General features: G+C 50.7%; 11 protein-coding genes, 1 pseudogene and 1 riboswitch. All 12 genes and pseudogenes read left to right on the top strand.

The window, feature by feature from the left end; genetic code table 11:
- Positions 1 to 52: 52 nt before the first annotated feature.
- The 12 genes and pseudogenes from G614_RS0108690 (at position 53) to G614_RS0108745 (ending at position 14,101) form a co-directional block, all read left to right on the top strand.
- Entirely contained in the window at positions 53 to 2,143 is a 2,091-nt protein-coding gene (locus G614_RS0108690; protein ID WP_027641652.1) for a heparinase II/III domain-containing protein, read from the top strand.
- 47 nt (positions 2,144 to 2,190) lie between these two features.
- Positions 2,191 to 3,195 carry a LacI family DNA-binding transcriptional regulator gene (locus G614_RS0108695; RefSeq protein ID WP_027641653.1) on the top strand — a complete coding sequence of 335 codons (1,005 nt, stop codon included), beginning with the start codon at positions 2,191 to 2,193 and terminating at the stop codon, positions 3,193 to 3,195.
- A 389-nt stretch (positions 3,196 to 3,584) separates the two neighbouring features.
- Positions 3,585 to 4,457 (top strand): tyrosine-type recombinase/integrase, encoded by an 873-nt coding sequence (locus G614_RS0108700; RefSeq protein ID WP_027641654.1) that lies wholly within the window; start codon positions 3,585 to 3,587, stop codon positions 4,455 to 4,457.
- A 278-nt stretch (positions 4,458 to 4,735) separates the two neighbouring features.
- Positions 4,736 to 5,239: a hypothetical protein gene (locus G614_RS0108705; RefSeq protein WP_027641655.1), complete on the top strand. Its 504-nt coding sequence runs from the start codon at positions 4,736 to 4,738 to the stop codon at positions 5,237 to 5,239.
- Between the two features lie 241 nt (positions 5,240 to 5,480).
- A complete protein-coding gene (locus G614_RS0108710; RefSeq protein WP_027641656.1) occupies positions 5,481 to 6,965 on the top strand; it encodes an AAA family ATPase in 1,485 nt (494 codons plus the stop codon).
- 65 nt (positions 6,966 to 7,030) lie between these two features.
- The gene (locus tag G614_RS0108715) at positions 7,031 to 7,570 is read left to right on the top strand and encodes a methylated-DNA--[protein]-cysteine S-methyltransferase (protein WP_027641657.1); all 540 of its coding nucleotides are present in this window, start codon (positions 7,031 to 7,033) and stop codon (positions 7,568 to 7,570) included.
- Positions 7,571 to 7,841: 271 nt separating this feature from the next.
- Positions 7,842 to 8,120: a type II toxin-antitoxin system HicB family antitoxin gene (locus G614_RS0108720; protein WP_027641658.1), complete on the top strand. Its 279-nt coding sequence runs from the start codon at positions 7,842 to 7,844 to the stop codon at positions 8,118 to 8,120.
- Between the two features lie 41 nt (positions 8,121 to 8,161).
- A riboswitch (cobalamin riboswitch) is annotated at positions 8,162 to 8,370 on the top strand.
- Between the two features lie 297 nt (positions 8,371 to 8,667).
- Positions 8,668 to 9,723 (top strand): sirohydrochlorin cobaltochelatase, encoded by a 1,056-nt coding sequence (locus tag G614_RS0108725; RefSeq protein WP_027641659.1) that lies wholly within the window; start codon positions 8,668 to 8,670, stop codon positions 9,721 to 9,723.
- 31 nt (positions 9,724 to 9,754) lie between these two features.
- Positions 9,755 to 10,731, top strand: a pseudogene (locus G614_RS0108730) (hypothetical protein).
- Positions 10,728 to 11,927 (top strand): ABC transporter substrate-binding protein, encoded by a 1,200-nt coding sequence (locus G614_RS0108735; protein WP_027641661.1) that lies wholly within the window; start codon positions 10,728 to 10,730, stop codon positions 11,925 to 11,927. Before G614_RS0108730 ends, G614_RS0108735 begins: the two are co-directional and overlap by 4 nt.
- Before the next feature lie 16 nt (positions 11,928 to 11,943).
- Entirely contained in the window at positions 11,944 to 12,963 is a 1,020-nt protein-coding gene (locus tag G614_RS0108740; RefSeq protein WP_027641662.1) for a FecCD family ABC transporter permease, read from the top strand.
- A 40-nt stretch (positions 12,964 to 13,003) separates the two neighbouring features.
- Positions 13,004 to 14,101, top strand: a complete 1,098-nt coding sequence (locus tag G614_RS0108745) for an ABC transporter ATP-binding protein (protein ID WP_027641663.1) — start codon at positions 13,004 to 13,006, stop codon at positions 14,099 to 14,101.
- Positions 14,102 to 14,104: the final 3 nt, after the last annotated feature.

A 14,104-nucleotide genomic window follows, 5' to 3' on the forward strand; every position in this document is an offset into this window, starting at 1 on the left:
AAGCTGCCCCCTAAATGAAAGAAAGACTGAATGGGATAAAAAGGAGTTATCTATGCATGATGGAAGATATGTACATGTAAGAGAAAGAGCAGAGGCCTACGCGGCCTGGTATGAGAAGGAACGGGTGTCCGCCCATATCACCGAAAACTGCCGGCAGGAGGCGGAACGAATTCTGGCGCAGGCAGACAGGCTGATGGCGCATACATTTTCATTTGAGGACAGATGGGATATGGAACCCTGCCGTGAACCATTTACCCTTAAGGAAATGATATGGGACAGAAGCCCTAACGGGGATCCGGAATGGATTTTCATGCTGAACCGTCACGAATACATGAACAAACTGCTTATTGCAGGCTGGCTTACCGGCGAAAGGAGATATGTGGAAAAGCTGAAATGGTTCCTGCTTCATTGGATTCAGGCAAACCCCATACTGCCTGAGGGAACCGTGACCACCCGGACCATTGACACGGGAATCCGGTGCATGAGCTGGCAGTATCTTCTGCTTCATCTTCTGGGAGAGGGTCTTATGGAGGAAAAGGAAGCAGGAGAAATCATGGAGAGCATGAAAGACCAGTTTGCCAGCCTGAGGAAGAGATACATCGGAAAGTATACACTCAGCAACTGGGGCGTCCTTCAGACGGCATCCATATGCAGCGGATACCTGTGGTTTCCCGAATATTTACCTGCAGACGGAACAGAGGACTGGGCCTGGCAGGAACTGGAACGTCAGATTGGGCTCCAGGTACTGGATGACGGAGCCCACTGGGAGCAGTCTATGATGTATCATATGGAGGTACTTCTGGCCTGCATGAAGCTGCTGGCTTCCTGCCGGGCCTGCAGCCGGATTGGAAGCAGGGCAGATAAGGCCGGCGCGGGAGGCGCAGGGGATGGATATGGCCGGAAGGAATTTTGGCGCAATATAGACTGGCTGGAGAAAGCCGTTGCCAGGATGAGCCATTACGTGCTTTTCGCCTCGGGACCGGATCATTTTCAGATAGCCCAATGTGACAGCGATGTTACCGATGTGAGGGATGTGATGGTGAAGGCGGCTGTCCTTACCGGTGACGGCAGGTACAGATATGCAGGATATGATACCGCGGACCTGGACAGTGCCTGGATGCTGGGCAGCGCCGGAATCATCGGGTACAGTGCCATGGCGGGCAGGAAACCGGAGAGCCTGTCCCTGGATGCAGCGGATGCAGGGCATATTTTTTTTAGAAGCAGCTGGGAGGAGGACAGCCATTTTACCTACCTGAAATGCGGTCCCCTGGGCAGCGGGCACGGGCATGCGGATATGACTCATGTATCGGTGCATTACAGAGGCTGTCCCATACTGGTGGACAGCGGCAGGTATTCCTACGTGGAGGAGGAAGCGCTGCGTCCGTTTCTCAAGAGCGCCCAGGCCCACAATGTATGCGTCATAGACGGCGAGTCCCATGGAAGGCCCAGGGGTTCATGGGGGTATGACAGCTTTGGACAGAGCTTTAAAAATTATTACCGGGAACAGGGGCCGGTCCATTACGGGGAAATGGCTTATCACGGGTGTCTCATGTCCGGCGCACATTATCTGGTCATCCGCAAGGTGATGGCGGTGGACCAGGGAATCTGGATGATTGTCAATGATATACGCTGCAATGGCAGCCATGAGGTGAAGGAGTATTATCATCTGGACAGTGCCGTACAGGGAACCCGCATGGGGACGGGGACGGACGGGACCGGGGACTGCTGGAGACTGTGTTTTGGCGGGGATGAGGCAATGAAGGTTATGGGCTCCCATCCCTTTGAGGCAGCGCCCTGTGTCATATCCAAACAGTATAACCAGAAAGAGAAAAGCACCTGTCTGGTCAAGAAAGCCGGTTTTACGGACCGTATCACAGACTGGACCTGTCTGATCGGAGAAGGAGCGGAGGCAAAAATCCCCCAGGTTTTCCAGTATGGAAGCAGCCGGCCGGAGCCGGAGGAACAGGTGACGGCAATGAGCTTTTTCATCTCGCCGGATGAATCCTGGGATTTCCTGGTCTGGAATCAGGAAACATGGCAGGGCGGTAAAATTCACTATTGCAAAGGTGTGCCGGTTTACGCCAAGGCAGCAGCCATTCACACCATAAATGGGATCACGACACTTTACCGATTGAGGATTTAATGGTATATTTATAAGAGCGATGCAGGATGAGGCGGGTGGAGGTCAGAATGAAGAAGTTGACAATTAATGAGATTGCTGAACGGGCGGGTGTTTCAAAAACAACGGTGTCCTTCTATCTCAATGGCAAGATTAATAAGATGTCTGAGGAGACCAAACAGAGAATACAGCATATCATTGATGAGACCGGATATGAGCCAAGTGCTGCAGCCAGGGCCATGAAGGCCAAGAGCAGCGGCGTGGTGGGGGTCATTCTGGCGGACACGTCGGAGGGATACTGCTCCAGGGCTCTCAAAGGAATTGAGGAGGCTGCCAGCGCCCTGGAGTACCAGATTGTGGTCGGAAACAGCGGTCTCGCTTTCCAGCACGAGAAGGATTATGTGGAACGCATGCTCAGACTGGGGGTTGACGGTTTTATTGTCCAGTCCACCTATCGTTTCGGCATGCTGGCCTCAGACCTGGAAAAAAAGAAAAAACCCATCGTATATCTGGATGCCAAGCCCTATGATTTCAAGGGACGGTATGTGAAAAGCAACAATTATGACTGTGTGTACCAGGTGATTTCGGAATGCATCAAGAAGGGATATGAGAACTTCCTCATGATTTCCGACGGTGATTCCAATATCAGCGCAGGTTTTGAGAATACCCAGGGATATAAGGATGCCATACAGGACGCCTGGAAGGAGGGCGCCACCCAGTACCTCCAGGAGGGCGTGAAGTCCGATCGGGTGTATGAAATGCTGAAGGACCAGATAAACCTGGAAAAAAGGACGCTGATTTATGTTGCCAGTCCGGGACTTTTGCAGGTGGTGTACCAGGCGATTCGCAGGTATCCGGATTATATGAAGCTGTTTCCGGACACCCTGGGCCTTATCGGTTTTGACGCAGAGGGATGGACCAGGATGACTACCCCAGCCATATCTGCCATCATCACGCCTGCTTATCAGGAAGGGGTCAGGGCCATGGAAGAGCTGGCTGACATCCTGGATGGGAAGAAGACAGATGGGGAAGTGGTGTTTAAGAATATAGTCAAGTGGAGGGAAACCACCCTTTGACATTTTAACTTAATATGAGTCTGCGGAATGACGATGTCCGTATTTTGGGACATCTGATTTTCTGATATGGGAGCCAATATAAGGAAACTTATTTTGGCTCCTGTTTTTTGGGAAAATATTTTATTTTGCGGCGCCCCCCTTCATTGCGCGGCAGCAGGAATCATGATATGATTTAACACACAAATAAAGACCTGAATGAGAAAGGCAGTATTACACAGAGCTATTTTGAAAAAGACATGCTTGTGAATGGGCATCTGGAACTGTTTGGGGTTCTGGATGCCTGTTTATTTTATCTATAAAACACGATTGTTACGGCAGAATAATCCATGATGGAATGGGAATTCTACCAGATGAGGAACAGACTGAAGGCAGTTCAAGGAGGAAAGGATATGGGTAAGAAAGTTATCTCAGACAGCATGATGAAGGATTATTGCAGCGTGATGCATGAAAATGAAATGAGCATCGGAACCATTAAAAAATATTACTATTATCTGAATCTTTTCAGGGAATATGTGAATGGAAGGCAGGTGAGCAAGGAAAGCGTAATATTATGGAAGGAAGAACTAAAGGAACGTTTTTCCCCTGTTACGGCCAACAGCGCCCTTGCGGCCCTGAACGGTTTTTTGCGGTGGGCTGGCTGGGAGGACTGCACCGTCCGGTTCATAAAGGTAAAGCAGAGGGTATTCTGCTCCAGGCAGAGGGAGCTTTCCCGGGAGGAATATAAACGGCTTGTGAATGTTGCCCGCAGTGAAGGGAATGAGAGGCTGTCCCTTCTGCTTCAGACCGTATGTTCCACCGGAATCCGAATATCGGAGCTCAATTACATCACAGTGAACGCGGTGGATAAGCAGATTGCAGAGGTGGACTGCAAAGGAAAGGTAAGGACCGTATTCCTGACCGATGGATTGTGCAGGCTCCTTAAGGCGTACGCAAGAAAAATGAATATTGTATCCGGCATGATATTCGTCACGCGAAACGGCAAGCCCCTGGACCGAAGCAATATCTGGCGCGAGATGAAACGAATCAGCCATAAAGCCGGGGTCAATCCGGATAAGGTATTTCCCCATAATCTCAGGCATTTATTTGCAAGGGTATATTACAGCCAGGAGAAGGATCTGGTAAGGCTGGCGGATATACTGGGACACAGCAGTGTTAATACCACAAGGATTTATACAATGGAAAGCGGAGAGAATCATCTCAGACAGTTGGAGAAAATGGACCTGTTGATAGACAGATACAACAGAATCCCTCTTTTGTTGTAAACAAAATGTCCAGACTGTTCCTCATTTCCCTGAAAGGAAGCGTATACATAAATAAAGAACCATTAAACTCCACAAAAACCAGGCCGGTTAAATATGACTTTAACCAGCCTGGTTTTTGTACAATAAAACCCTAAAAAAATGCGGCTTTTCACTTTTATGTGGCATACACAAAAAATATGTAGTATAATAAATCAAAACATATTTCTGTTTATTACAACAAAAGAGGGATTCTGTTGTAAATAGCGGATGAAAGACAATAAATGGAAGAGGAGTAAGAAATGGGCGGCAGCATACAGGATGAAGAAGCCATAAGGCGGATTGAAGAAATGGTGGTATCTGACAGGGCAAGCACGATGATGGTATGTATCCATGGAGCGAAGGAGGGAGAGCCATACGGAGAAATATATAGTTGTTATCTCAAGGAGCCTGTACAATTTAACGGAGCCGGAGATATGGCGCTGAAACTGTATGAGATATGCGACTGGGTAGGAGCCCCTCAGTCTACCACGGACCCCAGATTCTTAAATACAGAGATGGAAAAGCAGTACCGTGAGGCCAGCTCCCATCATCCCCAGGTGAGCAGGGATAACCTGGTCTACAGCATAGACCAGATTCCGTTTCAGCACGCCATCCAGGCCAGGCATGTATTGGTGGTTTACGTGAAATACAGACAGAATTCCAGTATTCAGGGAAGCGTGCGGGGGAAAGTCACGAAGGGAGAAATCGTTAATTTCCGGAGTGCGCTGGAATTAATGCGGATGATACGGATGATACGGATATAAAACCATGCTTTCATGACGCAGGATTTAAAGAGCGGGAGATTGGAAGGAGTGGGATAGAAAGAAGCAAGATGGGGACAGAGGAAAGGCCGCAATCACCTATTGACATAAAAAAAGGATTTACATATAATAAGGCTGGAAAAACGTGCTTTTCCAGTGGACATACACGTAATTTAGCCACAAGGAGAGAGTATATGGCACAGAGGTGTTATGACTCTCTCTTTCAATATCAGGGAGGATTATCATGCCAGTATTTGATTTCAGCGACACACCCAAAAAGGAAGAGGTGCCCCAGTGTACCTATACGGTATACTATTCCAGCGAGGCGGCTGCCTCTCCGGAGAAGCCCATGCTTGTCCTGGATAACAGCGGCCGGGCCTGGAAGCACCATTCCTGCGGCGTATTCACCAATCAGGCCAAGCGGACAGCCTTTGAATTCAAGGAGGAGGACGGGACCATCAGCGCGGATATCCTGCGGGTTGACGCACGCTTCATCAGTCTGCTGCGCTGGCTGGGGGAGAATCGTATCAGTGTCCGTCTGTCCGGCCAGAACCGCGGGGACGGATACGCGGTCTATAAGATTCGGGAGGTGGCCTTTGGCGGCGGAACCAAGCTGTCCGCCGAGGACGGATTTCTCCAGTTTATGATTGACAGGCTGCTGGCAAGCAGCGCGCCGGAGACGGAACTGGCGGAAGAGGACATGGAGGAAATCGGGGACGACATGAAGCTGACCAGTCTTCAGAGCCTTTCTGATTTCTTGAATTGCGCCGGCAGGACGCTGCCTGATAACATACGAATCTGGGCCCGCAGGAACCTGGCGGTAGCCCGATCCCATGAAGTGACCCCGGAGGAGAGGCGCCATGCGCAGCGCGCCCTTTCCATCATGATGAATATACAGTGGAAGAACCACTATTTTGAGTCCATTGACCCAAGGGAGGCCCGCCGGATTCTGGATGAGGAGCTGTACGGTATGGAACGGGTCAAGCAGAGAATCATAGAGACCATCATACAGATTAACCGCACCCATACCCTTCCCGCATACGGCATGCTTCTGGCTGGCCCGGCAGGCACCGGAAAGTCACAGATTGCCTATGCGGTAGCCAGGATTTTAAAGCTTCCGTGGACGACACTGGACATGAGCTCCATCAATGATTCGGAACAGCTCACCGGCAGTTCCCGCATCTATTCAAATGCCAAACCGGGAATCATCATGGAAGCATTCTCCATGGCGGGAGAATCCAACCTTGTCTTTATTATCAACGAACTGGACAAGGCGTCAGCGGGAAAAGGCAACGGCAATCCAGCCGATGTTCTGCTGACCCTCCTGGACAATCTGGGATTTACGGACAATTACATAGAATGTATGATTCCCACCGCCGGCGTGTATCCCATTGCCACGGCCAACGATAAGAGCCAAATCAGTGCGCCCCTTATGTCGCGTTTTGCAGTGATTGATATTCCGGATTATACACCGGAGGAGAAGAAAATCATATTTTCCAGGTACGCCATGCCAAAGGTTTTAAGACGCATGGGACTGCATGAAAATGAATGTGTGGTGACAGAAGACGCACTTGACGCAGTCATAGAAAAATACGCGGACACCACAGGCATCCGGGATCTGGAGCAGGCCGCAGAGCATATGGCTGCCAACGCCCTCTATCAGATAGAAGTGGACCACGTCCCAGCGGTGGTGTTTGACGGGGAAATGGTGCGGGGACTGCTGGGGTAAGGATGTATTCCTGCTCCGGCGTGACTTCTGGCGCTGGTGGGAAGGGAGGACAGAGAGGGAGTAATATGTATTATACAACAGATTATGCATCGCCGGTTGGCAGGATTAAGCTGGCTGCTGACGGTGAAGGACTGGTTGGGCTATGGCTGGAAGGACAGAAGTATTTCGCCGGTACTGTAAAAGAAGAGATGACTGAGGACCGGGAACTTGGTATTTTTAAAAATACAAAGGACTGGCTGGACCGCTATTTTGCAGGAAAGAAGCCCAACTCCTCAGAGCTTTTGCTGGCTCCCCTGGGAGGAGAATTCCGGCAGGGGGTATGGGAAATCCTCTGTCAGATTCCCTATGGCCGGCTCACTACGTACGGCGATATTGCAAAGAAAATGGCAAAGAACATGAACAGGGAAACCATGTCTGCACAGGCAGTGGGCGGAGCAGTGGGCCACAATCCAATTTCCATCATCATACCGTGCCACAGGGTGGTAGGCACAACCGGCAGTCTGACCGGATACGCCGGGGGCATTGATAAAAAGATATGGCTGCTGAAGCATGAAGGGGTGGACATGGAAGGCCTGTTCATGCCTAAGATGGGGACGGCGCTTTGAAGGCAGGGGAATGTCATGGAAAACAACGGTTGTGGTTTTGATTCCACCACAATGAGAGAGAGGATGCAGCATACGGTCCAGGGATGGGGCAGTTGTCCATATTGTTCCGGATGAAGGCACAAAGACTTATATTTATGGTGTGCTGCCGGAATCCGGACTTAAAAAACATTCCAAAAAATTACAGCTATACAATAACAGTCTGAGATTGTGCAGAATCCAAATTCAGTATATAATAAGTATGCTTTATTATGAATATTGGAGGAAGAAAGACATGACATTTACTTACCCGGCGGTATTTACGCCTCATAAAAACGATAAAGGCTACCATGTGACATTTCCGGATCTGCAGTGCTGCGAGGCAGACGGACCGGACCTGGAGGACGCTGTGGAGCATGCCAGGGAAGCGGCCTACAACTGGCTCTATCTGGAGATTGAGGAGAGAACCTTTGAGTTTCCTCCCCAGACCCATATGGAGGATATCAGGCTGGAGGAAGGGGAGTTTCTGAAACAGATCATGGTGACAGTGAAGCTGCTTCCAGATAATGATTGATTTTATTGCTTTTTTTTACATTAAGTGGTAGGATAAAGCATATCGAGTTAAGAACAGCTGGTGCCGCTGTCTGTCTTTGGCAGACTGGGGGTAATAGGGAAACAGGTGGAAATCCTGTACGATCTCGTCACTGTAAGTAAGGAGCGCATGGTTTATGTCAGGGACAGTCACTGATTCAATTTGAATTGGGAAGGCGGTCATGCGTGTTGATATACGAGTCAGGAAACCTGCCAGTTGTTGGTACAGGAATAATTTCCAAATCACGAGTAATTGGTTGTACCGATTTACGGTGTTTCGGCCGCAGATTTCTGACTCATACGGTAACGGATTTTTACGCAGGGGAAACTGTGCCCGGACGGAGGGGATTGCTTCGGGGCATGGACACGCTGCGTATTACATATCTGCGGAAAATCGCATATCCGCAAAAAGCTTCCGGAATACGCTTATGCGCGTGTGGGCTGCCGTTTGGGATTCATCAGATACAGCTGCATATTCCTCTACCTTGGTTTAACCGATACGGTGTCATAAAACAAGGAGGAAAGAGAAAATAAAGATGAAAAAACTGGCAGTATTATTTGCGGCAGCAGCCCTGACAACAGTGACCTTAGCCGGCTGTTCCGGCGGGCAGAAGGAAACGGCGGCAGAGGCCGCCAAGGAGTCTGAGACAGTGACCACTGCTGAGCAGACCGCAGAGGCAGAAACGGAAGCGCCAGAGACAACAGCAGAGGCCGAAGCAGCAGCCGAGGCTGACGAGGAGAATTACGATACTGGCGATGCTTCAAAGGATAATGCAAGGAATAAGGATGAAATCGGTGAAAATGAGCTTCTGGTAGTCAGCTTTGGTACCAGCTACAATGACAGCAGACGTCTGACCATTGGTGCCATTGAGGACGCTATTGAGAAGGCATTTCCCGACTTCGCAGTCAGGAGAGGATTCACCAGCCAGATTATCATTGACCACGTAAAATCCAGGGATAATGTTGCCATTGACAATGTAGGCGAGGCGCTTGAACGCGCAGAGAAGAACGGTGTCAGGAATCTTGTGATTCAGCCCACCCATCTGATGAACGGACTTGAGTATACGGATTTAGTCAATGAGGTGGCGGAGTATTCTGACGCATTTGATAAAGTGGCAATCGGAAAGCCGCTCCTCACCACGGATGATGATTTCAGGGCAGTCATGAAGGCCATCACAGAGGCAACTGCCCAGTATGATGACGGCGAGACAGCCATCTGCTTTATGGGACACGGCACAGAGGCAGAGTCCAACCAGGTATATGCAAAAATGCAGGATATGCTCACGGAGGCAGGCTATAAGAATTACTATGTGGGTACCGTGGAGGCAGCGCCAAGCCTGGATGATGTCCTGGCAGCAGTGAAGGAAGGAAGCTACCAGAAGGTAGTACTGGAACCGCTGATGATCGTGGCAGGCGACCATGCCAACAATGACATGGCAGGAGACGAAGATGGCTCCTGGAAGACTGCTTTCGAGGATGCGGGCTATGAAGTGACATGCCTTGTTAACGGACTCGGCGAGCTGGAAGCAATCCAGCAGCTCTTTGCAGAACATGCTCAGGCAGCGGTTGACAGTCTGACAAAGTAAATCAGAAAGATAATTGGGCGGTCGGGGTAATTTGCTGATCGCCCTTTTAAAGGTGGGAAAATGAAATACATGAAAATGAAATTGTATGTCCTCCTGGCTGCCATAGGGCTGTCCGCAGGGGCCCTTTCAGGCTGCGGCGGAAAGACGCCGGCTGCCGCTGACACCAGTGCCGCCGCAAAATCTTCTGTGGAGGAACTGACCGAAGCGGCATATGATGATGCCCGGGCAGAAGATGCCGGAAATCAGGAGTCAGGCAGCCACGGGGATGTGGTGAAAGGCGGAATGGAGCCAATTCAGGCGGATGCGATAAAGGACGGGGTCTATGAGGTCAGGGTGGACTCCAGCTCCAGCATGTTCCAGATTACGGAGTGTGAACTTACGGTGCAGGATGGCGCCATGAGTGCGGTTATGACCATGAGCGGGACCGGGTATTTGAAACTGTATATGGGAACTGGGGCTGAGGCGGAGCAGGCTTCTGAGGCGGATTTTATCCCATTTGTGGAAAATGCAGATGGAAAACACACCTTCAAGGTACCGGTGGAAGCGCTGGACAAGGAAATTGACTGCAGCGCCTTCAGCAAGAAAAAGGAAAAATGGTATGACCGTGTTCTGGTGTTCCTCGCCGACTCCCTTCCGCCAGAGGCTTTTGCCGACGGTAAGGTGGCTTCAGCGGAGAGCCTTAAGCTGGAAGATGGTTCATATACGGTGGCAGTCAGGCTGGAGGGCGGTTCAGGCCGGGCGTCTGTGGAGTCACCGGCAGCACTCAGGGTTGAGGACGGCCGGGCATTTGCGGTCATTATCTGGAGCAGTTCCAACTATGATTATATGAAGGTTGACGGAGAGAAGTTCGACCTGATTCATACGGAGGGTAATTCTTCTTTTGAGATTCCGGTCAGTGCATTTGACTGGAAGATGCCGGTCATAGCGGATACCGTAGCCATGAGCGAACCTCACGAGGTGGAATATACCCTGGTGTTTGATTCAACGACAATTAAAAGGGCTGAATGATGAAACGAAAAAAGAAATTAATGGCGATTGCTGCCGCAGGAATCTTTATGGCAGCGGTGTGTACAGGCTGTTCTCCGGCAGAGCGGACCGGGGCGGATCTGGCTGCCGCGAATAACAAGTCCGTGGATTCCTCCCCGGACCCTGTCCCGGAAAGCTGGAGCGGCAAAAAGAGAACCGGAGGTATGGAGCTTCTCTATGCGGACCAGTTTTCAGTGGACTACTACGAAGGCGGTTACGCAATGATAACGATTAAGGACAGCGGCTGTTATCTGGTGGTGCCGGAAGGAAAATCAGAGCCTTCCGGCCTTCCGGACGATGTGGTTGTCATAAAACAGCCGCTGGAGAATATTTATCTGGCGGCGACCTCAGCCATGGACCTGTTTTGCAGCCTGGATGGAATGGACCGGATTACACTGTCAGGGACAGATGCTTCCGGTTGGTACATAGAGGAGGCAAAGTCGGCCCTGGAAGATGGCAGAATGCTCTATGCGGGCAAATACAACGCGCCGGACTATGAGCGGATTTTGTCCGGGTCCTGTGACCTGGCCATTGAATCCACTATGATTTATCATTCCCCGGAAGTAAAGGAACAGCTGGAGAAGCTGGGGATACCGGTTCTGGTGGAGCGATCCAGCTATGAGAGCCATCCCCTGGGAAGGATGGAATGGCTGAAATTATATGCGGTGCTGTTGGGCCGGGAGGAACAGGCAGAGCGCTGTTTTGCCGGGCAGGTGAAGCAGCTGGAACCCGTGATGAATCAGAAGAATACCGGGAAAACAGTATCATTTTTCTATATCAGCTCCAACGGTTATGTCAATGTCAGGAAGTCGGGGGATTATGTGGCTAAAATGATAGACCTGGCCGGAGGATCCTATGTGCCCCAGGGACTTACGGAACATGAAAATGCATTGTCCACCATGAATATGCAGATGGAAAGCTTTTATGCCGCGGCCAGGAATGCGGATTATATTATATACAACAGCACCATTGACGGGGAGCTGGACAAACTGAGCCAGCTTTTGGAGAAAAGCAGCCTTCTGGCTGATTTTAAGGCCGTGAAAGAGGGAAATGTGTGGTGTACGGAGAAAAGCCTGTTTCAGGAAACCATGGGCCTTGGGGATATGATTTTGGATATCCACCGGATACTGACAGAGGAGGAGCCGGAAGGTCTCAGGTATATGCACCGGCTGCGTTAAATAAGGAGTAGTCTGAATGACAAAAAGTACCTACATAAAATACAGCATTTCATTTGCCCTTCTGGCGGCCATGATGTGCTTTTTATTTATCTGGAACATCAATTCCGGCAGTGTGCGCCTGTCTGTGGAGGAAATCGGTGAAATTCTGTTTAGGAGGACAGGGGAGGCCGCCTCATACCGCATTGTATGGGATATACGCCTCCCCCGGATTCTTTCGGCTGTGATACTGGGCGGCGCGCTGTCCGTATCAGGTTTTCTGCTCCAGACGTTTTTTGCAAATCCCATAGCAGGTCCTTTTGTGCTGGGGATTTCATCCGGCGCAAAACTGGTGGTCTCCCTTGCGATGATTGTCCTGCTGGGAAGAGGAAGCTCTATCGGCTCTGCGGGTATGATTCTGGCTGCTTTTGCGGGTTCCATGATTTCCATGGGATTTGTCCTTATGATTTCCGGTAAGGTGAAGAAGATGTCCATGCTTGTTATCTGCGGGGTGATGATTAGCTATATCTGTTCCGCCATAACTGATTTTGTGGTGACATTTGCAGACGATGCCAACATTGTCAATCTCCATAACTGGTCCATGGGCAGTTTTTCAGGTACCTCCTGGGAGAATGTAAGGGTCATGACGGCAGTGGTTTTCCTGGCGCTGATTCTTGTCTTTCTCATGGCAAAGCCCATTGGCGCTTACCAGATGGGGGAGGTGTACGCCCAGAACATGGGTGTGAACATACTGCGGTTCAGGGTGGCCCTGATTCTGCTGTCCAGTATTCTTTCCGCCTGTGTGACTGCATTTGCGGGCCCCATATCCTTTGTGGGAATCGCGGTTCCCCACCTGGTGAAGAGCCTGTTTAAGACGGCAAAGCCCATACTCATGATTCCGGGCTGCTTCCTGGGCGGCGCAGTGTTCTGCCTGTTCTGCGATTTGGCTGCCAGGACAGTCTTTGCGCCCACGGAACTCAGCATCAGCTCTGTGACGGCTGTATTCGGCGCGCCTGTGGTCATCTGTATGATGGTGCATAACCGGAAGGGGATGCAGTGAATTGCAGGAGAAATGCAAGAGAAATGGAGAGGCGGATATCATGGCAGAAGATTACATATGGACAGAAAATATGACCGTGGGATACGGCGGGACACCTCTGATAAGGCAAATCGGGATACATGTGAGGCCGGGTGAAATCGTGACGCTGATCGGGCCAAATGGGGCTGGTAAATCCACCATTCTGCGAAGCGTAATCCGGCAGCTGGGACTGCTGGAAGGGACAGTATATCTGGATGGCATGCCCATGAAGGGTATGGGGGACAGGGAGATTGCAAAGAGGATGTCCATTTTGATGACAGAGCGGATTCACCCTGAGCTCATGACCTGTGAGGATGTGGTCGGCACAGGCCGTTATCCATATACCGGAAGGATGGGCATACTGACGTCAGAGGACAGAGGAAAGGTCAGGGAGGCCATGGAGCTGGTCCATGCATGGGAACTTGCCCCGCGGGATTTTTCGGAGATAAGCGACGGGCAGAAGCAGCGCATTCTTCTGGCGCGGGCCATCTGCCAGGACCCCAGGGTCATTGTCCTGGATGAACCCACCTCCTTCCTGGATATCCGGCATAAGCTGGAGCTTCTGACCATTTTAAAGGACCTGGTCCGCAGGAAGAAGGTAGCGGTGCTCATGTCCCTTCATGAGTTGGATTTAGCGCAGAAGCTATCTGATTATATTGTCTGCGTAAACGGGGAGTACATCGAGCGGTGCGGGACACCGGAAGAAATTTTCACATCCTCCTATATTACCAGGCTGTATGGAATTACTAAAGGCAGCTATTATGCCGGGTTTGGCTGTCTGGAGATGGAACCGGTAAAGGGGACGCCTCAGGTGTTCGTCATAGGCGGAAACGGAAGCGGCATTCCGGTTTACAGGAAACTGCAGCGCATGGGAATCCCATTTGCAGCAGGCATCCTCCACGAAAATGATATAGATTACCCCATTGCCAGGGCATTGGCTGCCAGGGTGATATCGGAAGCGCCCTTTGAACTGATTCGGGAGGAGACCTATGAGCTCGCGGCGGCGGTTTTGGAGTCCTGCGGACGGGTCATCTGCTGCCTGAAGGATTTTGGGACATTAAATGAAAAGAACCGGAAACTGGCTGAGCTGGGAAGGGATAAGCCTGGGTTACAGATATGAGCT

It is taken from the genome of [Clostridium] clostridioforme AGR2157, from assembly GCF_000424325.1.
GTDB classification, from domain to species: domain Bacteria; phylum Bacillota; class Clostridia; order Lachnospirales; family Lachnospiraceae; genus Enterocloster; species Enterocloster clostridioformis_A.

Bases quoted from the DNA above. Each gene is read 5' to 3' on its own strand.
- G614_RS0108735 (WP_027641661.1), top strand. From the start codon at position 10,728: ATGATGAAACGAAAAAAGAAATTAATGGCGATTGCTGCCGCAGGAATC.
- G614_RS0108705 (WP_027641655.1), top strand. From the start codon at position 4,736: ATGGGCGGCAGCATACAGGATGAAGAAGCCATAAGGCGGATTGAAGAA.
- G614_RS0108715 (WP_027641657.1), top strand. From the start codon at position 7,031: ATGTATTATACAACAGATTATGCATCGCCGGTTGGCAGGATTAAGCTG.
- G614_RS0108745 (WP_027641663.1), top strand. From the start codon at position 13,004: ATGGCAGAAGATTACATATGGACAGAAAATATGACCGTGGGATACGGC.
- G614_RS0108740 (WP_027641662.1), top strand. From the start codon at position 11,944: ATGACAAAAAGTACCTACATAAAATACAGCATTTCATTTGCCCTTCTG.
- G614_RS0108720 (WP_027641658.1), top strand. From the start codon at position 7,842: ATGACATTTACTTACCCGGCGGTATTTACGCCTCATAAAAACGATAAA.
- G614_RS0108700 (WP_027641654.1), top strand. From the start codon at position 3,585: ATGGGTAAGAAAGTTATCTCAGACAGCATGATGAAGGATTATTGCAGC.
- G614_RS0108690 (WP_027641652.1), top strand. From the start codon at position 53: ATGCATGATGGAAGATATGTACATGTAAGAGAAAGAGCAGAGGCCTAC.
- G614_RS0108695 (WP_027641653.1), top strand. From the start codon at position 2,191: ATGAAGAAGTTGACAATTAATGAGATTGCTGAACGGGCGGGTGTTTCA.
- G614_RS0108710 (WP_027641656.1), top strand. From the start codon at position 5,481: ATGCCAGTATTTGATTTCAGCGACACACCCAAAAAGGAAGAGGTGCCC.